Raw genomic sequence first — 24,524 nt, 5'->3', positions numbered from 1 at the left:
AACCATTTGCCGGACGATTGGCTGTTTCGCGCGTGACAGGATCAGGAAAGCATAGCCGGCTTCTTCCCGCCATAGGCCCAGTCGAGCAATTCCACCGTGTGCAGGATGGGGATCTGCGTGCCCGTCGCGATCTGCGTGATGCAGCCGATATTGCCGGTGGCGATGAGGTCGGGCTTCGTCGCCTCGATGTTCTTTACCTTGCGCGCCTTCAGCTTGGCGGAGATTTCCGACTGGAGGATATTGTAGGTGCCGGCCGAACCGCAGCACAGGTGCCCCTCCGCCGGATCGCGCACGACAAAGCCCGCCTTCTTCAGCAGCGTCTTCGGCGCCATGGTGATCTTCTGGCCGTGCTGCATGGAGCAGGCGGAATGATAGGCGACGGTCAGCCCCCGCGCCTCCTGCTGCGGAAGGTCGAGGGTCGACAGATATTCCGTGACGTCCTTGGCAAGCGCCGAGACGCGCGCCGCCTTGTCCGCATAGGCGGGGTCGAGGCGCAGCATGAAACCGTAGTCCTTGATCGTCGTGCCGCAGCCGGACGCGGTGATGATGATGGCGTCGAGCCCGCCCTTCTCGACCTCGCCGAGCCAGATATCGACATTGCGCCGGGCGGCCTCCAGCGCCTGCGCCTCGCGGCCCATATGGTGGACGAGCGAGCCGCAGCAGACTTCGCCCGCCGGTGCCACGACCTCGAAGCCGAGGCGGGTGAGCAGGCGGATCGTCGCCTCGTTGATTTCCGGCTTCAGCACCGGCTGGGCGCAGCCCGACAGGATCGCCACCCGGCCACGGCGCGGGCCAGTGGCTGGATGCGTACCGGGCTTGGCGCTGTCGGAGGCTTTTGGCAGGGTGCGTGGTGCCAGTTCCAGCATGGCGCCGAAGGGTTCCAGCACCTTGACGCGCTTGAGGAGGCCCGCGAAAGGCCGGCCGAGCGCGGCGGCCTTCAACGCCAGGCGGAAACGGCCCGGATAGGGCAGCACGGCGGCGAGCACGCTGCGCGTCAGGCGGTTCCAGAACGGGCGCTTGTAGGTCTCCTCGATATGCACGCGCGCGTGATCGACGAGATGCATGTAGTCGACACCGGAGGGACAGGTGGTGGCGCAGGCCAGGCACGAGAGGCAGCGGTCGATATGGGTCACCACCTCCGCATCCGCCGGGCGGCCGTTTTCCAGCATGTCCTTGATGAGGTAGATGCGGCCGCGCGGGCTGTCGAGTTCGTTGCCGAGCGTCACATAGGTGGGACAGGTGGCGGTGCAGAAGCCGCAATGCACGCATTTGCGGAGGATCTTCTCAGACGTCGCGACATGCGGGTCGGCCAGCTGCTCGGCTGTGAAATTGGTCTGCACGTCGATACTCCCTAGCGCAGCATGCCGTTTTTGCGGGCTGCGATGATGTAGTTCTTCTCGGCTTCGGTGACATGAGCCGCCGCCAGCGCCTGTTGTCCGGCCGGCGTGATCGTCAGCACGTTGTCGCGCCGCAGGGGATTGGCGGGCATGTAGCTGCCGTGGCGCGCCAGCTTGAGGTAGCCCTTCCTGATCAGGACGCGCATATCCGGCGTCAAAGGCGGCATCCCTCGCGCGCCGACGGTCGCCGAGGGGCCGGTGTCGCCGCACAGCCACCAGAGCAGCGCCATCTGGCGCCGCGCCGCGCCGAGCACGGCGAGCGGCGCAGCCGGCAGGCTTCCCCAAGCGGCCTTGTCCTCGCGCGCCTGCCTGACGCGCTCCTTCCATGTCCGCCTCTGCTGCCGCGCAATCGAATCGCCTGCCAGCCGTCCCATGGTCATGCTCCCTGTTTGCGGTCGATCAAAGGAGAGACGTAGAGGCCAGCCGGATCAAAGCTCGCCTTCACACGTGCCGAAAGCGCGGCAACCGCATCGGCCTGCGGCTCGAAGGTTTCCGTCGCGGCCATCACCTCCGGCCGCGCGCGCAGCAGCGTCGCATGTCCGCCGCCGATGGCCTTGACGTAGCGGCGCAGCAGCGCGGCCTCGGGGTCAGCTTCCATGCGCAGCCAGACGAGACCTCCCTGCCAGTCGTAATAGGCATCGACGCCGGTTTCGAGACGGAGTGCTGCGACCAGCTGGTGGCCGGCGGTGGGGGCGACGGAGACGCGCCAGAGCGGGCGCGGCGTGCCATCGGCATAGGGCGCGGCGTCGCGGATTTCGCGCCAGAGGCGGGCGGTGAGGTCGGCATCGAGGCGCGCGACGGAGCCGAAGCTCGCCATGGCGGCGGCAAGCTTTTCCGCGCGCACGGCGACGGAGGCGGCGAGGCCTTCTAGGCGCAGCACGGTTGCCGCCCCATCCGGCAGGACGCCGCCGGCGAAACGGCCGCGCACGCTTTCCGGCAGGTGGGCAGCACCCGAAACTTCCACCGACATCGACATGGCGGTCGCCATGGCCGCGACGGCTTCGGCATCGTTGAGGTTCGAGACAACGATGGTGACGGCGGTTTCCGGCACCGGCAGGACGCGGAAAGTGACTTCCGTCATCAGCGCCAGCGAGCCGTGCGAGCCGGCGAGCACCTTTGCGAGGTCGAGGCCGGTGACGTTCTTCATCACCCGGCCGCCGGCCTTCACCACCTCGCCCTTGCCGTTGACGAAGCGCACGCCGAGCAGGCTGTCGCGCGCGGCACCGGCCACGAAACGGCGCGGGCCGGAAGCATTGGTGGCGAAGACGCCGCCGATGGTGGGGATGCCGGAGGAGCCGAGCGCACCGCGCAGGTCGCAGGGCTCGAAGGCGAGCATCTGGCGGTTTTCGGTGAGCGCCGCCTCAACCACTTCCAGCGGCGTGCCGGCGCGGGCGGTCATGGTCATCTCGGCCGGGTTATAGGCGACGATGCCGGTGAGGCCGCGGGTCGAGAGGATGTCGGCGCCATCGGGTGCAGCGTTGAGGCCCCGCGTGCCGCCGCCACGGATGGCAAGCGACGACCGCGACAGGGCGGCGACCTGGACGAGGCGGGCGGCGGCCTCTTCGGAGAGCGGTTCGTGGATCGGCGTCATGCGGCGGGGCGCCCTTCGAGCGGGAAGACTTTTGACGGGTTGAGCAGCCATTGCGCATCGAAGGCGGCGCGCACGGCCATCTGCTGGTCGAGGTCGACTTCGGCATATTGATGGCGCATCAGGTCGCGTTTCTCGATGCCCACACCATGTTCTCCCGTGAGACACCCGCCGGCATCGACGCAGAGCCGCAGGATATCGTTGCCGGCGGCTTCGGCGCGCGCGGCATCCTCCGGGTCGTTGGCGTTGAACAGGATCAGCGGATGCATGTTGCCGTCACCGGCGTGGAAGACATTGGCGACGCGCAACCCGTATTTCGCGACGATCTCCGCCGTGCCGCGCAGCACATGCGGCAATTGCCCGAGCGGTACGGTGCCGTCCATGCAGATATAGTCGGCGATGCGGCCGGTGGCGCCGAAGGCGGATTTGCGGCCCTTCCAGATCAGCGCCGCTTCCGTCGCCGACTGGCTTTCCTTGACGACCTTCACGCCGTGGCGGCCGGCGATCTCGATGATGCTGGCGAGCATCGCGTCCATCTCCGCCTCGGAGCCCTCGACCTCGACGATCAGGAGCGCCTCGACATCCATCGGATAGCCGGCATGCGCGAAGGCTTCGCAGATCTCGATCGCCGGCTTGTCCATGAATTCGATGGCGACGGGGATGATGCCGGCGCCGATGACGTCGGCGACGCAGGCGCCCGCCTCCTCCGACGTGTCGAAGCCGAAAAGCACGGGGCGCGCGCCCTCGGGCTTGGCGATCAGCCGCACCGTCGCCTCGGTGACGATGCCGAGCTGGCCCTCGCCGCCGCAGACGAGACCGATGAGATCCAACCCGCCGGCATCCAGCCCCTTGCCGCCGAGATCGACGATCGTGCCGTCGATCAGCACGAGTTTCACGCCCAGCAGGTTGTTGGTGGTGACGCCGTATTTCAGACAGTGCGCACCGCCGGAATTCATGCCGATATTGCCGCCGATCGTGCAGGCGAGCTGCGAACTCGGATCGGGCGCGTAGAAATAACCGTCGGCGGAGACGGCGTCGGAAATGTTGAGATTGGTGACGCCGGCCTGCACGGTCGCCGTGCGGTTGGCGTAATCGACCTCCAGAATACGCGACATCTTGGAAAGGCCGATGACGACGGCATCCTCCTGCGGGATCGCGCCGCCGGAGAGCGAGGTGCCCGCACCGCGCGGCACGACGGGCACGCCGTAGCGGTTACAATATTTCAGCACGGCGGCGACCTGCGCCGTCGTTTCCGGGAGCGCAACGGCGAGCGGCAGGCGGCGATAGGAAACGAAGGCATCCGTCTCGAAGGGCACGAGCTCGCGCGGCTCATGCACGAGGCAGCCCGGCGGCAGCAGATCGAGCAGATCGGCGACGATCTCCCGGCGGCGGGCGATCACCGCCGGCCGCGGCTCCAGAAACCCGATCTGATCCATGCGTCACCCCCCTTCGCGTCAAGTGGTCTGTTTTCTTTACCACTTCCTATTGCAAGGCGCAAATGCTAAGCATTTTCTCCGCTTCGGCAACAATGGAATGCGATGGAATGACCAATCTCGGCGACCTCGAAATCTTCTCCCGCGTCATTGCCATGGGCAGCATGTCGGCCGCGGGACGGGCCTTGGGACTGTCGCCGGCCGTGGTCTCCAAGCGCGTGAAAAGACTGGAAGAACGCCTCGGCACAAGGCTCTTCCAGCGTACCACGCGGCAGATATCGCTCACCGAGGCCGGCCAAGGCTTTTATGACCGCATCGTCGGCATCCTCGCCGGCATCGAGGAGGCGGAGGCCTTCGTCTCCGGCCGCTCCGGCGCCGTGCGCGGCACGCTCCGCATTTCCGCGCCCACCTCCTTCGGCCGCATGCATATCGCGCCCAATCTCAGGGGCTTCATGGACACCTATCCGGAGCTCGTCGTCAACCTGATGCTGACCGACGATTTTTCCGACATCGTCGGCGGCGGGTTCGATCTCGCCATCCGCATCGGCGAATTGTCGGATTCCTCGCTGGTCGCCCGCAGGCTCGCCTCGGTCCGGCGCGTGCTCTGCGCCTCGCCGGATTACATCGCCCGCCACGGCATGCCGACCTCGCTGGAAGACCTTGCCAACCATATCTGCCTGCCGCCGCATACGCAGGATGTCTGGCGGCTGGAGGGGCCGGAGGGCAGCGTCAACTATCGCCCGCAGGGGCCGCTCTACACCAATTCGAGCGAAGTGGTGCGCGAGGCGGTGTTTTCGGGCCTGGGGGTCGCGTTGCGCTCCACCTGGGATGTCGGGCTGGCACTGAAGAACGGCGAGTTGAAGCAGGTGCTGCCGGACTATGAGGGCTCGCGCAATGTCGTGCTCTCGGCGGTCTATCCAAGCCGGCAGTTCCTGCCGGTCAAGGTGCGGCTGTTCATCGATTATCTCGCCGATCTCTACGGCCCCCTGCCCTATTGGGAACGCTGATCGGGTGTTTGGGAATCGCTAGTGTTTGTCCTCTTCGGCATGGCGTTGCCGGATGGCGCGCACGAGCAGCCACATGCCGACGATGACGAAGGGCACCGCGATGCCGGTCAGCGTTTCCGGTTTGACCGGCACGCCGAGCCCATGCGCCGCCTTCGCCACATAACCGAACAGGCCCACGACATAATAGGAGATCGCCGCGACTGACAGGCCTTCGACGGTCTGCTGCAGGCGGAGCTGCAATTTCGCGCGCCGGTCCATGGAGTTGAGCAGCGTCGTGTTGAGCTGTTCCAGCTCCACGTCGATCCAGCTCCTGAGCAGCGCTGTGGCGCGGGCGAGCTTGCGCGAGAGGTTCGCCTGCCGCTCCTCGACGGACTGGCAGGTGCGCATGGCGGGTGCAAGCCGGCGTTCCAGGAAGAAGCCGAGCGTTTCGTAACCGGGCACAGCGGTCTCCGCCAGCGTTCGGATGCGCTCCTGCACGATGCCGTAATAGGCGCGGCTGGCGCCGAAACGGTAGAGGCTGAGGGCGGCGTTGGCCTCCAGCTCGGCGGCAAGGCGGGTGATCTCGGTCAGCAGTTCGTCCGCCTTGTCGCGGGCGTGCTGCTTCATGGCATTGGTGATGCCGGTCAGCCCGTCCTCGATGCGGCGGATATCCGGCGAGAGCGACTGGGCGAGCGGCAGGCCCATCATGGCGAGCGTGCGATAGGTCTCGATATCGAGCAGGCGCTGCACGACCGCACCGCGCCCGGCCTCGTTCATGCCGCGGTCGATGACGAGGATCTGCGTCAGCCCGTCGCCGTTCTGGCGGAAGTCGGTTAGGATCATCGCCTGGCCGTTCTTGATCTCGCTGTAACAGAGGCTCGTCGGGTCGAAGGCGGCAATCGCCTCGCGGGTTTCCGGCGAATCGGGCCGGATTTCCAGCCGGATTCCGGAGATCAGCGTGCCGGGCGGCGAAAAGCTGTCGCCGAAGGGATGCACCGCCACCTCGGCGCCGAACTTGTCCGGCACCGGCCCGTCCCAGAAATAGGTCGAGAATTCCGTGTGCCGCTCCCAGCGCAGCGTGCCCTGCCCCCAGCTCAGCGCGTGGTGGCTGGAATCGCGCCCCGGCGGCGAGATGCCGCGCGAACGCGAAAGCTCCGCCATCACGGCATGATCGACCGCCGAGCCGCCCTCCGTCAGGAAGGCGAGCTGGAAGATGACGCGCGGCACCGGCACCAGCGCGTATGGTCTTGCGTGAATTTCCCCGAGCGCCTGCGCACGCGCGGTCGCCTGCGGAAAGGCGAAGCTGCCATTTGCCATGTCTGCACCGTCCCCTCATGTGCAACAGTTCTTTCTTAACAAATGTCAGGGGCCGAGAGATAGGACGCATTGACGCAGGTTGAAGAACTCAAGCGTTGCGCAATTCCGGACGGAAAACCGTTCCCACTTTTCCTGGAATTGCTGCAGACTGGACAAGATTGTTGACCAGTTTCCGGCCGCGTTGATACTATCGCGGCCGTGACCGACACCGCCTTCGACCTTTTCGCCCGCATCAGCCACAGCCGCACCGCCGACGAGGTCGTGCGGCAGATCGAGCTGTTGCTGCTCGAAGGCATCCTGCGCGACGGCGACCGGCTGCCCGGCGAGCGCGAGCTTTCCAAGCGCCTCGACGTGTCGCGGCCGATCCTGCGCGAGGCGCTGAAAGAGCTTGAGAACCGCGGGCTGCTCATCAGCCAGCACGGCGGCGGCACCTATGTGGCCGACATTATCGGCCAGGTCTTTTCGCGTCCCGTCGTCGATCTCATCGCCCGCCACCAGCGGGCGACGGAAGATTACATCGAGTATCGCCGCGAGCTCGAAGGCATCACCGCCGATCTCGCCGCCCGCCGCGCCACCGCCTACGACCGGCAGATGCTGACGCGCATCATGCAGGCGATGCGCGCGGCGCATGCGACCGGCTCCTTCGATGCCGAACTCGAGACGGATGTGGAATTGCACAACGCCATCGGCGAGGCGGCGCACAATATCGTGCTGCTGCATACGCTGCGCGCCTGCTACCGGCTGCTGGCGCAAGGGATCTTTTTCCACCGCCATCTCGTTTTCTCGTCCGAAGAGGCACGCGGCCAGTTGCTCGCCCAGCACGAGGCGATCTACGCGGCCATCATGGCGGGTGACGGAAATGCAGCAAGACATGCCGCCCAGGCGCATATGGACTATATTGCCGTCGCAATCCGTGACGCCGAACGCAGCGGCGAATGGCAGAGGATTTCACAGCTTCGCATGCAAAAGCGCGGCCATTCCCCACAAGCCTGACTTGCGCCGTAAATCTCGCGCAAGCATGATAGAATATACCGACTCGATAAGCCGTTCCCCATGAAAGGAATCAGGAAGACCTTGAACATTCTCGACCGCATTGTCAGCGACGTCCATCTCATGTTCCGTCGGCCCGTCCGGGAGCAATATGGCGCGTTGTGCTATCGCGTGAAGAAGAAGCGTTCGGGTGTCGAGGTTCTTCTCATCACCAGCCGGGACACCGGCCGCTGGGTCATTCCCAAGGGCTGGCCGATGGACGGCAAGAGTGCCGCCGCCGCGGCCGAACGCGAGGCCTGGGAAGAGGCCGGCGTGAAGGGCAGGATCAGCCAGGAGCCGATCGGCAGCTACCGCTACATGAAGGGCCTTCCCGAGGGGCTCAAGGTCGATTGCCGGGTGCGCGTCTTCCCGCTCGTCGTCGACGACATCTGCAAGAACTTTCCGGAAAAGGGCGAACGGCGCGCCGAATGGGTCGATTGCATCGAGGCGGCAAACCGCGTGCAGGAGCCGGGCCTGAAGAGCCTCCTCCTCGCCTTCGAGGAAAAGATGCTCGCCGAACTCGCGCCCAAGCCGAAAAACGGCACGACGGGCGCCTGATCCATCATTGTCATATTGCCGCCGATGCCTTGAAGCGATAGTGCGTCTGGGCAAAACGGAGCAGCTTGAATGGCCAATTCACAGGTCCAGCGGGGCAAGCCCACGCTGGACAAGGACCTCGAAAAATTCACCTTCACCGAACAGGCGACGCACTTCGTGCTGAAGTCCTGGACGGGTGTCGGCATTTCGCTGGTCTTCCTGCTGATCACCATGGCCGTCGCCGATAGTTTCGCCACCGGCACGCCGGGCGTGCTGGTGATTGCGGTTACCGCCGCGCTCGCCGCCTACATGGCCATGAACATCGGCGCAAACGATGTGACGAACAATGTGGGTGCGGCCGTCGGCGCGCGCGCCATGAGCATGGGCACGGCGCTTGTCATCGCCGCCATCTTCGAGATCGCCGGCGCGCTTCTCGCCGGCCAGGGCGTGGCCGCGACGGTCGCCTCCGGCATCGTCGACCCCGCCATCTTCCCGAGCCCCGAGGTTTTCGCCTGGGCGATGATGGCGGCGCTGGTCTCCGCAGCCCTCTGGATCAATATCGCGACGCTCGCCAACGCGCCGATCTCCACCACCCACGCCATCATCGGCGGCGTCATCGGCGCGGGTGCGGCGGCAACCGGCTTCCACAGCGTGCAATGGGACGCGATCGCCGTCATCGTCGTCAGCTGGACCGTCTCGCCGATCCTCGGCGGCGTCATCGCGGCGCTGTTCCTCTATTTCATCAAGGAATTCATCATCTACCGCGAGGACAAGATCGCCGCGGCCAAGACCTGGGTTCCCGTGCTCGTCGCCCTCATGGCCGGCGCCTTCGCCGCCTTCATCGCCAATGGCGGCACCAACGGCTTCTATCATGTGCCGATCGGCCGGGCGCTCGTCGTCGGCCTCGTCTTCGGCATCATCACCTATGCGGTGACGCGGCCGATCATCCGCCGCCATGCGGAAGGCCTCGACAACCGCAACCAGTCGCTGCGCACGCTCTTTCGCCTGCCGCTGATCTGTTCCGCAGCCCTGCTCTCCTTCGCCCATGGCGCCAACGACGTGTCGAACGCCGTCGGCCCGCTCTATGGCGTGGTGTCGGCGCTGCGCTCCGGCAGCGCGGGCGCCAACGGGCTGATCCCGCTCTGGGTGATGGTGATCGGCGCCTTCGGCATTTCGCTCGGCCTGCTGCTCTTCGGACCGCGCCTCATCCGCATCGTCGGCAGCGAGATCACCAAGCTCAATCCGATGCGCGCCTTCTGCGTGGCGCTCTCCTCCGCCGTCGCGGTGCTGACGGCCTCGGCCTTCGCCATTCCGGTTTCGTCCACCCATATCGCCGTCGGCGCGGTGTTCGGTGTCGGGCTGTTTCGCGAATGGTACACCCGCAACTCCCAGCGCCGCATCGACTACATCCGCAATCGCGGCAACGGCATCGCGCCGGAAGAACCGCCGGCGAACCTCGATGAGACGCGCCGGCGCTATCTCGTGCGCCGCTCGCATTTCATGACGATCGTCTCGGCCTGGATCGTGACGCTGCCCGTCTCGGCGATCCTCTCCGCGGTCGTCTTTCTCATCCTCAACGCGCTTTTCACCTGAGAAACCACCATGCGTGCCAATTACCGGATGCAACGTCTCTTCGTCGGCGACGCCCTTGCACAGGGGCAGGCCATCGAGGCGTCGAAGGAGCATTTTCACTATCTGAGCACCGTGCTGCGCATGGCGGACGGCGATGCCGTGCTGCTGTTCAACGGGCGCGACGGCGAGTGGCAGGCGACGCTTTCGCTGCCGACGCGCAAGCGCCTGCTGCTGACGCCGGTGGAACAGACCCGGCCGCAGCCCGCACCGTCCGATCTGCACTATCTCTTTGCGCCTCTCAAGGTCGGCCGGCTGGATTATCTCGTGCAGAAGGCCGTGGAAATGGGTGCGGGCGTGCTTCAGCCTGTCATGACGCAGCATGTGCAGGGCAAGATCACCAGCATGGAGCGGCTGGAGGCCAATGCCGTCGAGGCGGCGGAACAGTGCGGCATTCTGGCGATCCCCACCGTCGCCGCCCCGCGCAAGCTGGAGGACCTGCTTTCCGACTGGCCGCGCGAGCGCCGCATCATCTTCTGCGACGAGGGCCACGGCAGCCAGAACCCGTTGCCGGCGCTGCAAAAGATCAAGGAGCGCAAGCTCGCTTTGCTGGTCGGCCCGGAAGGCGGATTTTCCGACGAGGAGCGCAGGCTGCTGCGCAGCCTCGATTTCGTGACGCCCATTCCGCTCGGGCCGCGCATCCTGCGCGCCGACACCGCGGCCGTCGCGGCGATGGCCGTCATCCAGGCCGCGATCGGCGACTGGACCTAAATCAGGGCGAAAAGTCGAATGGGTTTTTTTGAATCTGCCTTGAAAGGAATTCGCTTGCACCGCATCTAATTCCGGTCCAAGCACCCTCCCATGCCCGCGGCTCCGCCGGGCGCATCCGTTCAGAAGAAGACGCCCATGGCCCGTGATACCACCGACCAGACGCCGGTCCGCTCCGTTGCAGACCTGGCCGAATACCTCGCCGACGGCAACAAGCCGAAGGAGAAGTTCCGTATCGGCACCGAGCATGAGAAATTCGTCTTCTTTACGGCCGACAACAGTCCCGTGCCCTATTCCGGCGAGGCCAGCATTTCGGCGCTGCTCAACGGCATGCAGGCCAAGACCGGCTGGGAGCCGATCATGGACGCCGGCAACATCATCGGCCTTGCCGAACCCACCGGCATGGGCGCGATCTCGCTGGAGCCCGGCGGCCAGTTCGAGCTGTCCGGCGCCCCACTCGAAAACCTGCACCAGACCTGCAAGGAATCGAACCAGCACCTGGCAACCTTGCGCGAGATCGCCGAGCCGCTCGGCATCCGCTTCCTCGGCATGGGCGGCAGCCCGAAATGGACATCCGCTGAAACCCCGCGCATGCCAAAGAGCCGCTACGACATCATGACCCGCTACATGCCGAAGGTCGGCAGCCAGGGTCTCGACATGATGTACCGCACCTGTACCATCCAGGTGAACCTCGACTTCTCCTCCGAAGTCGACATGCGCCGCAAGATGCAGGTATCGCTGAAGCTGCAATCGATGGCGACCGCCCTCTTCGCCTCCTCGCCCTTCACCGAGGGCAAGCCGAACGGCTTGCTCTCCTGGCGCGGCGATATCTGGCGCGACACGGACAACAACCGCGCCGGCCTCATCCCCTTCGCCTTCAAGCCGGATTTCGGCTTTATCGACTATGTGGAATGGGCGCTCGACGTGCCGATGTATTTCATCGTACGCGACGGCAAGTACCGCGACTGCACCGATATCACCTTCCGCCAGTTCATGGCCGGCGCGCTGAAGGGCGCGGTCGCCGACTGGGAGCCGAACCTCGGCGACTGGACGAACCACCTTTCCACGCTCTTCCCGGATGTGCGGCTGAAGCGCTTCCTCGAAATGCGCGGTGCGGACGGCGGCCCGTGGCGGCGCATCTGTGCGCTGCCGGCCTTCTGGGTCGGCCTGCTCTATGACGACGGCGCGCTCGACGCCGCCGAAGCGCTGACGCGCGACTGGACGGTCGAGGAAGTCCAGGCGTTGCGCGACACCGTGCCGGCGCAGGGCCTCCGGGCCGATTTCCGCGGCAAGCCGCTCTTCGACGTTGCGCGCGAAGTGGTGTCCATCTCCCGCCAGGGTCTGAAGGCCCGCGCCCGCCTCAATGGCGACGGCGTCGACGAGACGATTTTCCTCGCACCGCTCGACGAGGTGCTGGCGAAGAAGGCGACGCTCGCGGAAGACATGCTGGCGCTCTACAACGGCCGCTGGAACGGCTCGGTCGAGCCGGTCTTCACCGACTACCAGTACTGAGCCCTGCGCCCTGAAAAAGCGGTTTGCGCGGCCGAAATTCCCGTTATAGTGCAGTCACATGCCTGCTAACGGGAAGGGGTCCGCCCATGCTTTCGCTCTACGACATGATGATGCAGGCGCAGAACGGCAATGCCGTGGAGACCATGGCGCGGCAGTTCGGCCTGGCGCAGGAACAGGCGGCCAAGGCCGTCGCCGCGCTGATGCCGGCCTTTTCCGAGGGCTTCAAGCGCAACGCCGCCAATCCCTATGATCTCGCCGCCTTCATGCAGGCGCTGACGACCGGCGAGCATGCCAAGTATTTCGAGGACATGAGCAAGGCCTTCACGCCTCAGGGCATGGCCGAGGGCAACGGCATTCTCGGCCACCTCTTCGGCAACAAGGAGGTGTCGCGCGCCATCGCCGCGCAGGCCGCGCAGATGACCGGCATCGGCCAGGAAATCTACAAGCAGATGCTGCCGGCCATGGCGAGCACGCTGATGGGCGGCATCTTCAAGCAGTCCTTCGCGCCGTTCTTTCCGGGCGGCACGGCGCAGGCCAATCCCTTTGCCGACATGATGCAGCAATGGGCGGAGGCGACGGGTTTCGCCAAGAAGCCGACGCCGGCCAATCCCTTCGACAATCCCTTCACCCAGGCCGCGCAGGAATTCTTCGGCGGCGGCCAGAAGAAGGATGCAACGGCGGCCAACCCCTTCACCGACAATCCTTTCGCCAAGGCCTTCCAGGACATGATGGCGAACATGGGCGGGCAGCCGGCGGCAACCGCCAAGCCGAGCGAGCCGGCAGCCTCGCCGGCGGATTCGCTGACGAGCTTCGTCAACACGATGTTCGATGCCGGCCTCGACATGCAGAAGGATTACCAGCGCAACATCGAATCCATCTTCGAGACCATGCGCAACGGCGTGGGCCCGGACGGCGGCAAGAAGCCCTGACATTTCGGCGGGAAAATTGAAAAAGCCCGACGCGGACCTTGGGAGTCGCACGTCGGGCAAGCGGCAGGGTTATTGGCTCTCACCCTGCGGGGAAGTTTGGCGCCATGCCGGGAGGTAGGCCGGCGCCGAGGGAAATCAATCCATGCGACCATTGCGCAGGTGACGGCGGGCGCGCTCGCGCGCCGCGATCGTCAGGTGCAAGCCGGCATCGGAGAAGAACGAGGAGGTCATGACCTCCCGGACGTCGCTGCGGCGCAGCCCCATATCGAGGAGCTGGTGGTCGTCGAGTTCGCTCAACCGGTTGATCACGCGGCGATTCTGCCAGGCGCGAGCAAAGCTGTAGACGGCATTGCGGACACGGACGAGGACGCTCGGAGCCGGGCGGCGGTTCGCGAGAATATCGATTTCCAGTCTACGTTCGATCATGCGCATGGCATTTCTCCTTTCCGGCTCGGCGATCCATCGTCCTTCGATGGGGTTTCGCACGGCGCCTGTAATCATTCACCGCCGGCAGGGGCCGGGCGGCGGTTCAACTATCCGGTTTCAAGAAGAGCCGCTTGCCGGGAGGTCGTGGCGAAAGCGGCAGATCCTGCCAAGCGACTGATCGGCTACGGCGTCAATCGTTCAACAATTGCTTTTTCGCAGAAAGCCATTGATCAGTCCAACGAATGTTTCTAATGGTATCAATCAAACAATCTTATGGGTGTATCCATGTCCGCTCCCTTAGACATCGACCAGCTCCAGACCTTCGTCGCGATTGCCGATACGGGAAGCTTTACCCGCGCCGCCGAGCGGGTGTTCAAGACGCAGTCGGCCGTCTCCATGCAGATGCGGCGTCTCGAAGAGCGCATCGGCAAACAGCTCTTCATGAAGGACGGCCGCGGCAACCGCTTGACGGCGGAAGGCGACCGGCTGCTCAACTTCGCGCGCCGCATGCTGCGCCTCAACAACGAGGCCATCGCCGCCTTCGACGACAACCGCCTGGAAGGCACGCTGCGCATCGGCACGCCCGACGATTATGCCGACCGCTACATGCCCGAAATCATCATGCGGTTCGCCAAGACGCATCCGAATGTCGAACTTTACATCGTCTGCGAACCCTCGGTGGACCTTGCGGAGAAGATGGCGAAGGGCGAACTCGACATCGCGCTCGTCACCCACAATCCGCGCCAGCGCCAGTCGGACGTGGTACGCACCGAGCCGCTCTGCTGGGTCATGTCGGCCAACCATCCGCTGCAGGAAAACGCGCCGGTGCCGCTCGCCGTCGGCCGGCGTGACTGCCAGTGGCGGCAGATCGCCTGCGCGGCGCTCGATTCCGTCGGGCGCGATTACCAGGTCCTGTTCACCAGCTGGTCGTCGACCGTCGTCGCCGCCGCCGTCATGGCGGGCATGTCCGTTTCGGTGCTACCGGAATCGGCATTGCGCCCCGGCATGAAGGTGCTGACGCAGGCGGACGGTTTCCCGCCGCTCGCCCCCGTGCAGATCGGCATCATGCGGCGGCCGGGCCTGTCGCCGTCGCTTTCCAATGCCATCACCAGCCATATCACCGCCTGTCTCGACAACATCACGCCGCTTTCCGCCGCCGATGATCTGCCCGAAGCCGAGGTCAAGCTCTTCCCGCGCGTGCCGCGGGCGCGGCAGGGGAATATCCTGCCCGGATGGTGACACAGCTTCCCCTCGACGGCATTCCCGCAGGCAAGGCCGGGCCGTCGAAGGTGACGATACGGCTTGCCCGCGCCGACGAGATCGAGACGCTCCGCCAGATCGAACGCTCGGCCGCGCAGGCCTTTCGGCTGATCGAGGCCTTCTCGTGGCTTGCCGTCGGCGACGTGCAGAGCGCTGAGCGGCACGAGGCGATGATCGCGCAGGGAACGAACTTCGTGGCCGCGGCCGATGGCGACTATCCCGTCGGCTTTCTGAGCGCGGAGGTGGCCGATGGCGAGCTGCATATCGAAGAGATTTCCGTCGACCACCTGCACCAGGGTTTCGGCATCGGCCGCAAGCTGATCCGGCGCGCCATCGACGAGGCGGTCGCACGCGGCCTCGCCGCGGTGACGCTCACCACCTTCCGCACCATCCCCTGGAACTGCCCCTATTACGAGCGGCTCGGTTTCCGCACGCTCGACGAGGCGGATCTTTCGCCGCGCCTCGATCGCGTGCTCGCGCTCGAAGCCGAACACGGACTGGCCCGCGACACACGCTGCGCCATGCGGCTCACGATCACCGAATAAGCCCCAACAAAAAGCCCCGGTGCGTTGCCTCACCGGGGCTGCCGTTCCTCACGATGCGCGAGCGATCAGTCGTAGGTGGCTTCCTTGCCATCGAAATAGATGGTGCTGGCCTCGCAGATATTGATCGTCGTCTCGTCACCCTTGATGCTGGAGCCGTCCTCGGCTTCCCAGGTCACGTAGAATTCGATGTCGCAGGGGCCGTCGTAGTTGAACTCCATGTTCGCCGTCTCGTTGGCGCTGAGCTTGAAGTTCATCCAGTTGGCGCTCCATTCGCCACCCTCGCCGGTGTAGAAACCGTCGATGATGTAGCCGGAGTCGTTCTTGATATCGAATTTCATGCCGGCGGCGAAGGCGACCGGCGCAGAGATGAACAGCACCGCCGCTGCAAGCGCGGCGATCGATTTGGTGGCGATAAATTTCACGGGAATGATCCTGTTCGTGTGATGATGAAACCGCTCACCTGATGCTGCAATATTTTGCTTGGCCGCATGCGCGCGATGGTTCTGTTGCCCCTCAAAGAAACGGGGCCGGGCTCGCTGGAGCCTGGCCCCGTTTTCTCAAACGGATCAGTCATTTGCTTTATTCGGGGCGAGCAACCGTCACGCGAGATTCTTCTTCAGCAAGTCAGGTCAAGGCGAGCCAGGTGGCGAGCCAGATCCACAGCAGGCCGACGACGGCCAGGCCCGCGATGAACAGCGGCCGGCGGTAGCGGATGCGGTTGCTGGTGACATGCACATAGGCATGCGCATAACGCAGCGCCACGAACAGCCAGCCGCCCGCCACGGTCACCGGATTATCGGCATCGACGAGGTAGAGCAGGATGCTGACCGCGTAGAACAGCACGGGCAGCTCGAACTGGTTGGCAAGGCAGTTCTTGACGATGAGGCTTTCGGCCGGCTCCTCGCGGTTCTCGCGGAACTGCGCGACGCTCGCGCGCCCTTCCTTGACTGCGCCGACGCGGCGGAGCGACAGCAGCACATAGAGGCAGAAGACGAGCGCGACATGCGCGATCATCGGCCAGATCGTGGCTTCCGTGGGAGACATGAGGATCCTTCGGCTTGTCGTTTCGACCGATGAATAGGGGTTTCCGGCCGAAGCCTCAACCGGAAAGGGCCGTCCCGGCAAGCCGAAGGGGAAAGCCTGTTATTGCGGGGTGAGGACTTCCGTACCCGAACCGTCCTTTCCGCTGATCGTCCAGGCACCGTGCAGCGACCCGTCGCCCTGGACGTCATAGACGATGAGGCCGACGGCATCGTCGAGCACATAGCCGGCGGCGAAGGCATCGCCATAGAGCATGCAGATGCCGTTCGAGGTGGTGGAGCCCGTATGCCATTCGATCGAGCAGGTCGTCTCGCTCGTCAGCTCGATCGTCGCCGTGCCGTTATAGGCCGAGCCGTCGAGGTTGGTGCCTTCCACATTGTAGGTGCCGGCATTGACGGTCTGCGCGTGTGCAGGCGCGACCAGCGCAAGGCCCAGAAGGGCGCCAGCCAGTATCTTCTTCATGATGTCCCCCAGATGAAACCGGCGAGATTGCCGGTGCGCGATCCTAGCAGGAATCATGCATCCGTGAAGACGGAAATGCCCGGCAAGGCCGGGCATTTTCAGGCTTATCAGCAAGTGCCGAATGATCAGACGGCGCCCGGATAGTTCGGGCTTTCGCGGGTGATCGTCACGTCATGGGCGTGGCTTTCGCGAAGCCCCGCGCCGGAGATGCGCACGAAGGTCGCCTTCTCCTGATAGTCCTTGATGTCATGACCGCCGACATAGCCCATCGAGGCCTTGAGGCCGCCGGCGAGCTGGTGCAGCACGCCCGAGACCGGTCCCTTGTAGGGCACCTGGCCTTCGATGCCTTCCGGCACCAGCTTCAGCGTGTCGCGCACTTCCGCCTGGAAGTAGCGGTCTGCCGAGCCGCGCGCCATGGCGCCGACGGAGCCCATGCCGCGATAGGCCTTGAAGGAGCGGCCCTGGTAGAGAAACACCTCGCCCGGGCTTTCATCCGTGCCGGCGAGCAGCGAGCCGATCATGACGGCCGAAGAGCCGGCGGCGATCGCCTTCGCAAGGTCGCCGGAGAACTTGATGCCGCCATCGGCGATGACCGGAATGTCCTGGGCATGCGCCGCCTCGACCGAGGCCATGATGGCGGCGAGCTGCGGCACGCCGACGCCGGCGACGATGCGGGTGGTGCAGATCGAGCCCGGGCCGATGCCGACCTTGACGGCGTCGGCGCCGGCATCGATCAGCGCCTTGGTGCCGCTCGACGTCGCGACGTTGCCGGCCATGATGCGCACCGAGTTCGACAGTTTTTTCACGCGGCCGACGGCATCGAGGACGCGCTGCGAATGGCCGTGCGCGGTATCCACGACGATGAGGTCGACGCCGGCATCGATGAGGCGCTCGGCGCGCTCGAAACCGTCGTCGCCGACGGAGATGGCGGCGGCGGCGCGCAGGCGGCCCTGTGCATCCTTGGAGGCATTGGGATTGAGCTGCGACTTCTCGATGTCCTTGACCGTGATGAGGCCGACACAGCGGCCGTCGCCGTCGACGACCAGCAGCTTTTCGATGCGGTGCGAGTGCAGCAGGCGCTTGGCTTCCTGCTGGTCGACGCTTTCCTTCACCGTGACGAGGTTCTCACGGGTCATCAGTTCGTAGATCTTCTGGTTCGGATCGGAGGCGAAGCGCACGTCGCGGTTCGTGAGAATGCCGACGAGGCGGCCGGCCTTGCCGTTACCGCCGTTTTCGACGACCGGGATGCCGGAAATACCATGCGCCTTCATCAGCGACAGCGCATCGGCGAGCGTGGCATCGGGGCCGATCGTCACCGGATTGACGACCATGCCGCTTTCGAACTTCTTGACCTGGCGGACTTCCTCGGCCTGTTCGGCGGGCGTCAGGTTGCGGTGGATGACGCCGAGGCCGCCCGCCTGCGCCATGGCGATGGCGAGACGGCTTTCCGTCACCGTGTCCATGGCGGAGGAGAGGATCGGCAGGTTGAGATCGAAGTCGTGGGCGATGCGGGTCGCGATGTTCGTCTGGCCCGGCATGACCTCGGAGTGACCGGGCTGCAGGAGAACGTCGTCGAAGGTCAGAGCTTCGAGACCGGTTGCGGTTTCAATAATGCGCGCCATGGGCCAAGTTCCTTTAAGGGTAAAGCTTACGCACCAAGGGGAACATTGGGAGTTGTCCGCCTCGGTCGCTTGCAAGAAATTCTTGGAAGTTGGCGAGGGCTGGTAACACGTTCATGACGGGTTGGGAATAGCAAAAGCGGCCGAGTGACCCGCATTGCCGCGTTGACGAAATCTTAGCCGTGCCTGCTGCCGTTCTTTTAAATCTTCGCATGTATAACCGTTTTCGTGGCCAGGACAGAAAGGCCAACAACAAGAAACAACCAGAGAAAACGGGGAATAACAATGTCTGCACTGAAGAAGAGAGCACGCGCACTCGAAGACGAATTCGCCCACCAGCAGGAATTTCAGTTCAAGGCTCAGGCCCGCCGCAATGCTCTGATCGGCCTGTGGGCCGCCAATACCATGCGCCGTCCCGATGGTGAGCAATATTCCCGCGAGTTGGCCGTGGCCGACGTTACTGCACCGGACGGAGCCTTCAACCGTATTCGCGCGGACTTGCGCTCCGCGGGCGTCAACTGTCCCGACGAAGAATTGCGCGACCGCATGGTCGTGATGCTGAAGGATGTGGCCCGCGAGATGCGCGGCGGCTACTGAACGATTTTTTGACGAAACGGCCCGCCCATAATGAGGCGGGCCGTTTTTGATTCAAAAGCAATTCCAGCAAAAGTGTGAAGCGGTTTTGCGTTCGGAATTGCGAGAAATAAATCAGATATCGAACTGGTAGCTGACCGGCACGAAGCGATAGCCCTCGCCGGCCTTCTCGACGAAACCGGCGGCCGGGAATGGCATGTGGTAGCCGATGAAGGCGAGCTTGTCGGTGGCGATCATGTCGAACACCTTCTTGCGGGTTGCCGCCGCCTGCGCCTTGTCCATATCGAAACGCACTTCCCAATCCGGCCGCTGGAGCGACAGCACGTAGTGGTTCGCCGTATCCGCGGTGAGGATGATCGCCCTGCCCTCCGATTCGACGCGGAAGATCATATGGCCCGGCGAATGGCCGAAGGCATCGAGCCCGGTAATGCCCGGCACGACCGCGCCGCCATCCTCGATGAAGGTGAGCTTTTCGGCAAGCGGCTGCACCTTGGCAAGCACGCCCTGGTGGCCCTGCTCGGCCGGCGTGCCCATGCGCTCGGGATTGACCCAGAAATCATATTCCGTGCGGCCGGCGACATAGCGCGCATTCGGAAAGGCCGGCTTGCCGCCCTCCATCAACCCGCCGATATGGTCGCCATGCATGTGGGTGATCACCACGACGGAAACCTGGTCCGGCGTGTAGCCGGCATATTTCAAGCCTTCGAGCAGACGGCCCATGCCGGCCTCCCGGCCACCCTCGCCCATGCCCGTATCGAACAGCACGACTTCGCTGCCGGTATCGACGAGCGTCGGCGCGAAGCTGTTGACGAACTGGTCGGCCGGCAGGAAGTTTTCCGTCAGCAGCGCGCCCACGGCATCGGCCGACTGGTTGACGCCGAAGGTTTCGTTGGGCGCGCCGGAGGGGCGCATGCCGTCGCGCACGACGAGCACGCGGAAGCTGCCGAGCTTGAAGCTGCGTGTTTCGAGGGGGCTCACTCTCATATCGGTGGCGTCCGTATCCGATTGGGCAAAGGCCGCCGCAGGGTTCAGCACCAGCGGCGCGGCCAATGTGCTGACGCCGGCGGCCAGAAACAAGGCTCGGCGCGAGATTGTCGAAACGTCTCCCATGGACTTTCCTCTTTTTGTGAAAAGCTGTTCGTGAAACACCTGCATCGCCAGCTGTAGAGCACGGCATCGGCATGAAGATGACATGCGTCCATCTAGGGCGCTGTCACGATCCGGGCACGCCGTATCACGGCCTTGTGAAGGCAAGGGTTTGACAGAATACGACAAGGGGCGCAGAAGACGCTCGGGCCCGCGCGAGGGCCTTAAACCCGATTGCCTGATGAACCGTATCGTCCCCCTCATCCTCGCCGTCGCGCTCTTCATGGAGCAGATGGACTCCACCGTCATCTCCACGTCGCTGCCGGCGATCGCCGCGGATCTGGGAGTCGGGCCGATCACGCTCAAGCTCGCGCTCACCTCCTACATGGTGTCGCTCGCGACCTTCATTCCGCTCAGCGGCTGGATGGCCGACCGGTTCGGCGCCAAGCGCATCTTCCGCCTGGCGATTCTCGTCTTCGTCGGCGGCTCCATCCTCTGTGCCGTCGCCGACAGCCTCGTCGCCTTCGTCGTCTCGCGCTTCCTGCAGGGCATGGGTGGGGCGATGATGACACCCGTCGCCCGCCTCGTGCTGGTGCGCAGCACGTCGCGCTCCGAACTCGTCTCGGCCATGGCGCTGCTCACCATTCCGGCTCTCGTCGGCCCGCTCGCCGGCCCGCCGCTCGGCGGCTTCATCACCACCTATTTCTCCTGGCACTGGATCTTTCTCATCAACGTGCCGGTCGGCATCGTCGGCTATATCCTTTCCGGCATCTACCTCCCTGAAATCCGCGCCGCAGCCCCGCCGCCACTCGACTGGCTCGGCTTCTTCCTCAGCGCCGTCGCCGCGTCGGGCACGATGTTCGGCCTGTCGGTGGTCAGCTTGCCCGCGCTGCCGCCGATCATCGGCATCGTCTCGACCGTGGTGGGTCTTCTCTGCGGCGTGCTCTATGTGCGCCATGCGCGGCGCCATCCAGCCCCGCTGCTCGACCTCAAACTCTTCCGCGACAGCGCGTTTCGCGCGGCCTCCGTCGGCGGCACGCTGTTTCGCATCTCCGTCGGCGCCGTGCCCTTCCTGATGCCGCTGATGTTGCAGGTTGGCTTCGGCCTGTCGCCGTTCCAGTCCGGCCTCGTCACCTTCACCGGCGCCGTCGGCGCACTCACCACGAAATTCCTCGCCAAGCGCGTGCTGACCTTCGCCGGCTTCCGCACGACCCTGATCATCGCCTGCCTCTGCGGAACCGCGCTGACCTTCGTCAACGGCCTGTTCACGCCCGCGACACCCTTCTGGTTCATGGCCCTGGTGCTTCTCGTCGCGGGCTTTGCGCGCTCCTTCTTCTTCACCAGCGTGAACGCGCTCTCCTTCGCCGACATCCCGGACGAGGACGCCAGCAAGGCGACCTCGATGAGCGCCGTGCTCCAGCAGATCAGCCTCGCCATGGGCGTCGCGGTGGCCGGCGCGATCCTCGAAATCGAGACCTCGCTCACCGGCTCGCCGCTGGAGCTGCGCGATTTCCAGATCGCCTTCATGGTGATATCGGCGATCACGCTCACCGCCGTCATCCCCTTCATCGCCATGGCCAAGAATGCCGGCGCCACGGTCTCCGGCCATCGGCTGGAGGCAGAGGAAACGGCGGCGGTGAAGTAGGGTTTATTCCGGCTGTTCGCAGACGGCGGCGAGCTTGTTGCCGTCGTGGTCGCGGATGAAGGCCGCGTAGAAACTCGCATGGAACGGGCGTAGGCCCGGTGCGCCCTCATCGGTGCCGCCCTGCGCGAGGGCCGCGGCATGAAAGGCATCGACCGCCGCGCGGGTCGGGGCAACGAGCGCGATGGTCACGCCGTTGCCGAAGGTTGCCGGCTCGCGGTTGAACGGTTCGACGACCCAGAAGCGGGCACGCACGTCTTCGTCGGCCGCGTAGCCGATCTCGTCCGCCCCTTCCTTCTGCCTGCGATAGCCGATGAGCGGCAGGATGGCGTCATAGAAGCGGCCGGCGCGTTGCAGGTCGTTGGTGCCGACGGTCGTGTAGAGCAGCATCAGGCGTCCTCTTGCGTCTCGGCCGCCTCATCCCTCGCCTTGCGGCCTTTGAAGCCCTTGGCGAGCAGGAACATTTCCACCGATTCAGTGCGCGAGGCGCCGGGCTTCACATGGATGACCTGTTTGAAATTCTGTTTCAGCAGGTTGAGCAGATCACGCTCGGTGCCGCCCTGGAAGGTCTTTGCCAGGAAGTGCCCGCCCTCGGCCAGAACCTCGATCGCGAAGTGAGCTGCGACCTCACAGAGATGCATGGTGCGGATGTGGTCCGTCTGGCGATGGCCGGTCGTCGGCGCCGCCATGTCGGACATGACCAGATCCGGCGTACCGCCGACCGCCTCGATCAGCTTTTCCGGCGCGTCGGGCTCCAGAAAGTCCATATGGAGGATGCGCACGCCCGGAAGCGGGTCCACCTCCAGAAAGTCGATCGCCGCGACGCGCGGGTCGGCATCGGTCGAATCCGTCACCTTGGCGGCGATCTGCGACCAGCTGCCGGGGGCCGCACCCAAGTCGATGATACGCCTGGCGCCGGCGAGGATATGGTGCTTCTCGTCGATCTCCAGCAGCTTGAAGGCCGCGCGCGCGCGGTAGCCTTCGAGCTTGGCACGCTGCACATAGGGGTCGTTGATGTGGCGCTCGAGCCAGCGGCGGGACGACGCCTTGAGCTTGCCCTTCTTGACCTTCTGGCCGAGCTTGCGGCCGATGGGGGGCTTGGTCATGACGGCTGTCCTTCGGGCTTTGCCGGATTGCGGGGGCCGCCGCGGTGGTTGCGGCGGTGGCGGCCGCGGCGCCAGACGCCGTCATCGGCCATCATGTCGGTGAGCAGGCCCTCGCGCAGGCCGCGGTCGGCGACGCGCATGCGGCGCGACGGCCAGCGGTTGCGGATCGCCTCCAGAATGGCGCAGCCGGCAAGCACCAGATCCGCCCGGTCCGGGCCGATGCAGGGATTGGCCGCGCGGGCGGAGAAATCCCACGAGAGCAGCCGCGCCTGCATGGCCGTCACTTCGTCGTCCGACAGCCAGACGCCATCCACCCGGCGGCGATCATAGCGCGGCAGGTCGAGATGCACGCCGGCAAGCGTCGTCACCGTGCCCGACGTGCCGATGAGGTGGAAATCCTCCGGCGCGGGGCGCACGGCTTCACCCGGGCAGTCGAAATTCGCCAGCATGTTCTCGACTTCCGAGACCATGCCCGCAAAACTCTCGGGCGTCACGTCGCGCCCGCCATGGCGTTCGGAGAGCGTGACGACGCCGACCGGCAGCGAGGTCCAGTGCGTGATGTGATTGGCAAGCCGGCTGGAGCGGTTGTCGCCGATGCGGATGACCGCGATTTCGGAAGACCCGCCGCCGATGTCGAAGAGCACGACCGACTTCGCTTCCCGCCCGACGAGCGAGGAGCAGCCGGACACGGCCAGCCGTGCCTCAGTCTCGCGGTTGATGATCTCGAGATCGAGCCCGGTCTCTTCCAGCACCCGCTCCAGGAAGGCTTCGCCGTTCGTCGCCGCCCGGCAGGCTTCCGTGGCGATGAGGCGCGCACGGCGGATGTTGCGGTTCTTCAGCTTGGCGGCGCAGATCTTCAGCGCCTCGACGGAACGATCCATCGCCTCGTCGGACAGCCGGCCGCTCGCCGCCAGCCCCTCGCCGAGCCGCACGATGCGCGAAAAGGCATCGACGACGCGGAACTGGCCGGGCCGCGTCGGTTGGGCGATGAGCAGACGGCAATTGTTGGTGCCGAGGTCGAGCGCCGCATAAAGCGGCGCGTCGTAGACGTCGCGATCGGCCGGCCGCTGGGCCGCTGCGTCGCGCCGCGATTCCGGCGCATGGAAGGCGGGCCGTTCTCCGTTGACCGGCTCGGCGGCCGGGTGCACGACGGCCGCCTCGGCCACGAGCGGCACGGCGCGCGGCGCCTTCTTGCCACGGTTCTTGCGGCGGTTCCGGCGGCCTTCGGACTGGACCTGATCGGGAAGTTCCCGCTGGCCGACGGGCGCAAGCGGGCGCACGTTTTCGCTGCCGGCAGTTTTACTGCGTCGGCGGCGCTTGTTCCTGCGCGTGGAATCACCGGCCTCATTGGCCTTGGGGCGCTCAGCCGATCCGGACAAACCGGTCGCCTGGCCTGCGGACGGGGAAACGGCAGAGGGACTTGTTGCGCCCTTCTGTTTTCCCTTGCGACGGCGCGACCGCTTCGGACGCCCCGTATCTTCCGCATCTCGCGCCCCGGAAACGGACGGCTTCACGCCGCTGTCGGGGTCGTTCACGTTGCTGCCTATGGCGCCGCGCAAGCTGATAAAGCTGCAAGCAGGCGCTCTCTCGATCTTCGTTGGCGCGACATTACCAGTGCCCGGCCCGTTCGCCAAATTCTTTTTATGACGGACCGACGACACGTGCGGCCCCGAACCCG

At 65.1% G+C, this 24,524-nt stretch carries 25 protein-coding genes; 11 read left to right on the top strand and 14 right to left on the bottom strand.

Features of this window, described 5'->3' with window-relative positions:
- Window positions 1–41: 41 nt before the first annotated feature.
- The 4 genes from glcF to VGN93_RS01790 are packed head-to-tail and all read right to left on the bottom strand — an operon-like array spanning window position 42 to window position 4,421.
- Window positions 42–1,340 carry a glycolate oxidase subunit GlcF gene (glcF, locus tag VGN93_RS01805; protein WP_327506106.1) on the bottom strand — a complete coding sequence of 433 codons (1,299 nt, stop codon included), beginning with the start codon at window positions 1,338–1,340 and terminating at the stop codon, window positions 42–44.
- An 11-nt stretch (window positions 1,341–1,351) separates the two neighbouring features.
- Window positions 1,352–1,771, bottom strand: a complete 420-nt coding sequence (locus VGN93_RS01800) for a hypothetical protein (RefSeq protein WP_327506105.1) — start codon at window positions 1,769–1,771, stop codon at window positions 1,352–1,354.
- 2 nt (window positions 1,772–1,773) lie between these two features.
- The gene (locus VGN93_RS01795; RefSeq protein ID WP_327506104.1) at window positions 1,774–2,988 is read right to left on the bottom strand and encodes an FAD-binding protein; all 1,215 of its coding nucleotides are present in this window, start codon (window positions 2,986–2,988) and stop codon (window positions 1,774–1,776) included.
- Window positions 2,985–4,421 (bottom strand): FAD-linked oxidase C-terminal domain-containing protein, encoded by a 1,437-nt coding sequence (locus VGN93_RS01790; RefSeq protein WP_327506103.1) that lies wholly within the window; start codon window positions 4,419–4,421, stop codon window positions 2,985–2,987. The genes VGN93_RS01795 and VGN93_RS01790 overlap by 4 nt, the downstream gene beginning before the upstream one ends.
- A gap of 107 nt (window positions 4,422–4,528) precedes the next feature.
- On the opposite strand from VGN93_RS01790, the gene VGN93_RS01785 reads away from it, so the two are divergent.
- Window positions 4,529–5,425: a LysR family transcriptional regulator gene (locus VGN93_RS01785; protein ID WP_327506102.1), complete on the top strand. Its 897-nt coding sequence runs from the start codon at window positions 4,529–4,531 to the stop codon at window positions 5,423–5,425.
- 18 nt (window positions 5,426–5,443) lie between these two features.
- Here VGN93_RS01785 and VGN93_RS01780 read toward each other — a convergent pair whose 3' ends face one another.
- Complete coding sequence (locus tag VGN93_RS01780) at window positions 5,444–6,721, bottom strand: DUF3422 family protein (protein WP_327506101.1); 1,278 nt, start codon at window positions 6,719–6,721, stop codon at window positions 5,444–5,446.
- Window positions 6,722–6,919: 198 nt separating this feature from the next.
- Between VGN93_RS01780 and VGN93_RS01775 the strand changes: the two genes are divergently transcribed.
- The 6 genes from VGN93_RS01775 (at window position 6,920) to VGN93_RS01750 (ending at window position 13,065) form a co-directional block, all read left to right on the top strand.
- A complete protein-coding gene (locus tag VGN93_RS01775; protein WP_327506100.1) occupies window positions 6,920–7,714 on the top strand; it encodes a FadR/GntR family transcriptional regulator in 795 nt (264 codons plus the stop codon).
- An 81-nt stretch (window positions 7,715–7,795) separates the two neighbouring features.
- A complete protein-coding gene (locus VGN93_RS01770) occupies window positions 7,796–8,308 on the top strand; it encodes an NUDIX hydrolase (RefSeq protein WP_327506099.1) in 513 nt (170 codons plus the stop codon).
- Window positions 8,309–8,377: 69 nt separating this feature from the next.
- Complete coding sequence (locus tag VGN93_RS01765; RefSeq protein ID WP_319310333.1) at window positions 8,378–9,880, top strand: inorganic phosphate transporter; 1,503 nt, start codon at window positions 8,378–8,380, stop codon at window positions 9,878–9,880.
- Between the two features lie 9 nt (window positions 9,881–9,889).
- Window positions 9,890–10,627, top strand: a complete 738-nt coding sequence (locus VGN93_RS01760) for a 16S rRNA (uracil(1498)-N(3))-methyltransferase (RefSeq protein WP_327506098.1) — start codon at window positions 9,890–9,892, stop codon at window positions 10,625–10,627.
- Window positions 10,628–10,762: 135 nt separating this feature from the next.
- Window positions 10,763–12,136 carry a glutamate--cysteine ligase gene (locus VGN93_RS01755; protein WP_327506097.1) on the top strand — a complete coding sequence of 458 codons (1,374 nt, stop codon included), beginning with the start codon at window positions 10,763–10,765 and terminating at the stop codon, window positions 12,134–12,136.
- A gap of 86 nt (window positions 12,137–12,222) precedes the next feature.
- A complete protein-coding gene (locus VGN93_RS01750; RefSeq protein WP_327506096.1) occupies window positions 12,223–13,065 on the top strand; it encodes a DUF937 domain-containing protein in 843 nt (280 codons plus the stop codon).
- Between the two features lie 135 nt (window positions 13,066–13,200).
- On the opposite strand, the gene VGN93_RS01745 is transcribed toward VGN93_RS01750, so the two are convergent.
- Window positions 13,201–13,497, bottom strand: a complete 297-nt coding sequence (locus VGN93_RS01745; protein ID WP_319310325.1) for a DUF1127 domain-containing protein — start codon at window positions 13,495–13,497, stop codon at window positions 13,201–13,203.
- A gap of 279 nt (window positions 13,498–13,776) precedes the next feature.
- Here VGN93_RS01745 and VGN93_RS01740 point away from each other — a divergent pair, with 279 nt between their 5' ends.
- Together VGN93_RS01740 and VGN93_RS01735 are read left to right on the top strand one after the other, a co-directional pair.
- Window positions 13,777–14,730 carry a LysR substrate-binding domain-containing protein gene (locus VGN93_RS01740; RefSeq protein WP_319310323.1) on the top strand — a complete coding sequence of 318 codons (954 nt, stop codon included), beginning with the start codon at window positions 13,777–13,779 and terminating at the stop codon, window positions 14,728–14,730.
- Complete coding sequence (locus VGN93_RS01735) at window positions 14,724–15,296, top strand: GNAT family N-acetyltransferase (protein ID WP_327506095.1); 573 nt, start codon at window positions 14,724–14,726, stop codon at window positions 15,294–15,296. The genes VGN93_RS01740 and VGN93_RS01735 overlap by 7 nt, the downstream gene beginning before the upstream one ends.
- 65 nt (window positions 15,297–15,361) lie before the next feature.
- On the opposite strand, the gene VGN93_RS01730 is transcribed toward VGN93_RS01735, so the two are convergent.
- The 4 genes from VGN93_RS01730 to guaB all read right to left on the bottom strand — a co-directional run bounded on the left by VGN93_RS01730 (window position 15,362) and on the right by guaB (window position 18,421).
- Window positions 15,362–15,718, bottom strand: a complete 357-nt coding sequence (locus VGN93_RS01730) for a hypothetical protein (RefSeq protein WP_319310319.1) — start codon at window positions 15,716–15,718, stop codon at window positions 15,362–15,364.
- Window positions 15,719–15,920: 202 nt separating this feature from the next.
- Window positions 15,921–16,340: an MAPEG family protein gene (locus VGN93_RS01725; RefSeq protein ID WP_327506094.1), complete on the bottom strand. Its 420-nt coding sequence runs from the start codon at window positions 16,338–16,340 to the stop codon at window positions 15,921–15,923.
- A 99-nt stretch (window positions 16,341–16,439) separates the two neighbouring features.
- Window positions 16,440–16,799 carry a hypothetical protein gene (locus VGN93_RS01720; protein ID WP_414713982.1) on the bottom strand — a complete coding sequence of 120 codons (360 nt, stop codon included), beginning with the start codon at window positions 16,797–16,799 and terminating at the stop codon, window positions 16,440–16,442.
- 125 nt (window positions 16,800–16,924) lie between these two features.
- The gene (guaB, locus tag VGN93_RS01715) at window positions 16,925–18,421 is read right to left on the bottom strand and encodes an IMP dehydrogenase (RefSeq protein WP_327506093.1); all 1,497 of its coding nucleotides are present in this window, start codon (window positions 18,419–18,421) and stop codon (window positions 16,925–16,927) included.
- Window positions 18,422–18,703: 282 nt separating this feature from the next.
- Between guaB and VGN93_RS01710 the strand changes: the two genes are divergently transcribed.
- Window positions 18,704–19,015, top strand: coding sequence for a DUF1476 domain-containing protein (locus VGN93_RS01710; protein WP_319310310.1), 312 nt, complete (start codon window positions 18,704–18,706; stop codon window positions 19,013–19,015).
- A 111-nt stretch (window positions 19,016–19,126) separates the two neighbouring features.
- Here VGN93_RS01710 and VGN93_RS01705 read toward each other — a convergent pair whose 3' ends face one another.
- Window positions 19,127–20,122, bottom strand: coding sequence for an MBL fold metallo-hydrolase (locus VGN93_RS01705; protein WP_327506092.1), 996 nt, complete (start codon window positions 20,120–20,122; stop codon window positions 19,127–19,129).
- 217 nt (window positions 20,123–20,339) lie between these two features.
- On the opposite strand from VGN93_RS01705, the gene VGN93_RS01700 reads away from it, so the two are divergent.
- Window positions 20,340–21,743 carry a DHA2 family efflux MFS transporter permease subunit gene (locus VGN93_RS01700; RefSeq protein WP_327506091.1) on the top strand — a complete coding sequence of 468 codons (1,404 nt, stop codon included), beginning with the start codon at window positions 20,340–20,342 and terminating at the stop codon, window positions 21,741–21,743.
- Between the two features lie 3 nt (window positions 21,744–21,746).
- On the opposite strand, the gene VGN93_RS01695 is transcribed toward VGN93_RS01700, so the two are convergent.
- From VGN93_RS01695 to VGN93_RS01685, 3 genes are read right to left on the bottom strand one after another with little or no spacing between them, the layout of a single operon-like run.
- A complete protein-coding gene (locus VGN93_RS01695) occupies window positions 21,747–22,130 on the bottom strand; it encodes a VOC family protein (RefSeq protein WP_327506090.1) in 384 nt (127 codons plus the stop codon).
- Window positions 22,130–22,846 (bottom strand): RlmE family RNA methyltransferase, encoded by a 717-nt coding sequence (locus VGN93_RS01690; protein ID WP_327506089.1) that lies wholly within the window; start codon window positions 22,844–22,846, stop codon window positions 22,130–22,132. Before VGN93_RS01690 ends, VGN93_RS01695 begins: the two co-directional genes overlap by 1 nt.
- Complete coding sequence (locus tag VGN93_RS01685) at window positions 22,843–24,381, bottom strand: exopolyphosphatase (protein ID WP_327506088.1); 1,539 nt, start codon at window positions 24,379–24,381, stop codon at window positions 22,843–22,845. The genes VGN93_RS01690 and VGN93_RS01685 overlap by 4 nt, the downstream gene beginning before the upstream one ends.
- Window positions 24,382–24,524: the final 143 nt, after the last annotated feature.

The sequence above is a fragment of the Shinella sp. genome (assembly GCF_035998705.1).
Classification (GTDB): Bacteria; Pseudomonadota; Alphaproteobacteria; order Rhizobiales; family Rhizobiaceae; genus Shinella.
The sequence above is the reverse complement of the archived record's forward strand: the minus strand, read 5'-3'. Positions and strand labels throughout refer to the sequence as shown.

Bases quoted from the DNA above. Each gene is read 5' to 3' on its own strand.
- VGN93_RS01800 (WP_327506105.1), bottom strand. From the start codon at position 1,771: ATGGGACGGCTGGCAGGCGATTCGATTGCGCGGCAGCAGAGGCGGACA.
- VGN93_RS01795 (WP_327506104.1), bottom strand. From the start codon at position 2,988: ATGACGCCGATCCACGAACCGCTCTCCGAAGAGGCCGCCGCCCGCCTC.
- VGN93_RS01790 (WP_327506103.1), bottom strand. From the start codon at position 4,421: ATGGATCAGATCGGGTTTCTGGAGCCGCGGCCGGCGGTGATCGCCCGC.
- VGN93_RS01785 (WP_327506102.1), top strand. From the start codon at position 4,529: ATGACCAATCTCGGCGACCTCGAAATCTTCTCCCGCGTCATTGCCATG.
- VGN93_RS01780 (WP_327506101.1), bottom strand. From the start codon at position 6,721: ATGGCAAATGGCAGCTTCGCCTTTCCGCAGGCGACCGCGCGTGCGCAG.
- VGN93_RS01765 (WP_319310333.1), top strand. From the start codon at position 8,378: ATGGCCAATTCACAGGTCCAGCGGGGCAAGCCCACGCTGGACAAGGAC.
- VGN93_RS01760 (WP_327506098.1), top strand. From the start codon at position 9,890: ATGCGTGCCAATTACCGGATGCAACGTCTCTTCGTCGGCGACGCCCTT.
- VGN93_RS01755 (WP_327506097.1), top strand. From the start codon at position 10,763: ATGGCCCGTGATACCACCGACCAGACGCCGGTCCGCTCCGTTGCAGAC.
- VGN93_RS01750 (WP_327506096.1), top strand. From the start codon at position 12,223: ATGCTTTCGCTCTACGACATGATGATGCAGGCGCAGAACGGCAATGCC.
- VGN93_RS01745 (WP_319310325.1), bottom strand. From the start codon at position 13,497: ATGCGCATGATCGAACGTAGACTGGAAATCGATATTCTCGCGAACCGC.
- VGN93_RS01740 (WP_319310323.1), top strand. From the start codon at position 13,777: ATGTCCGCTCCCTTAGACATCGACCAGCTCCAGACCTTCGTCGCGATT.
- VGN93_RS01735 (WP_327506095.1), top strand. From the start codon at position 14,724: ATGGTGACACAGCTTCCCCTCGACGGCATTCCCGCAGGCAAGGCCGGG.
- VGN93_RS01725 (WP_327506094.1), bottom strand. From the start codon at position 16,340: ATGTCTCCCACGGAAGCCACGATCTGGCCGATGATCGCGCATGTCGCG.
- VGN93_RS01720 (WP_414713982.1), bottom strand. From the start codon at position 16,799: ATGAAGAAGATACTGGCTGGCGCCCTTCTGGGCCTTGCGCTGGTCGCG.
- guaB (WP_327506093.1), bottom strand. From the start codon at position 18,421: ATGGCGCGCATTATTGAAACCGCAACCGGTCTCGAAGCTCTGACCTTC.
- VGN93_RS01710 (WP_319310310.1), top strand. From the start codon at position 18,704: ATGTCTGCACTGAAGAAGAGAGCACGCGCACTCGAAGACGAATTCGCC.
- VGN93_RS01705 (WP_327506092.1), bottom strand. From the start codon at position 20,122: ATGGGAGACGTTTCGACAATCTCGCGCCGAGCCTTGTTTCTGGCCGCC.
- VGN93_RS01700 (WP_327506091.1), top strand. From the start codon at position 20,340: ATGAACCGTATCGTCCCCCTCATCCTCGCCGTCGCGCTCTTCATGGAG.
- VGN93_RS01695 (WP_327506090.1), bottom strand. From the start codon at position 22,130: ATGCTGCTCTACACGACCGTCGGCACCAACGACCTGCAACGCGCCGGC.
- VGN93_RS01690 (WP_327506089.1), bottom strand. From the start codon at position 22,846: ATGACCAAGCCCCCCATCGGCCGCAAGCTCGGCCAGAAGGTCAAGAAG.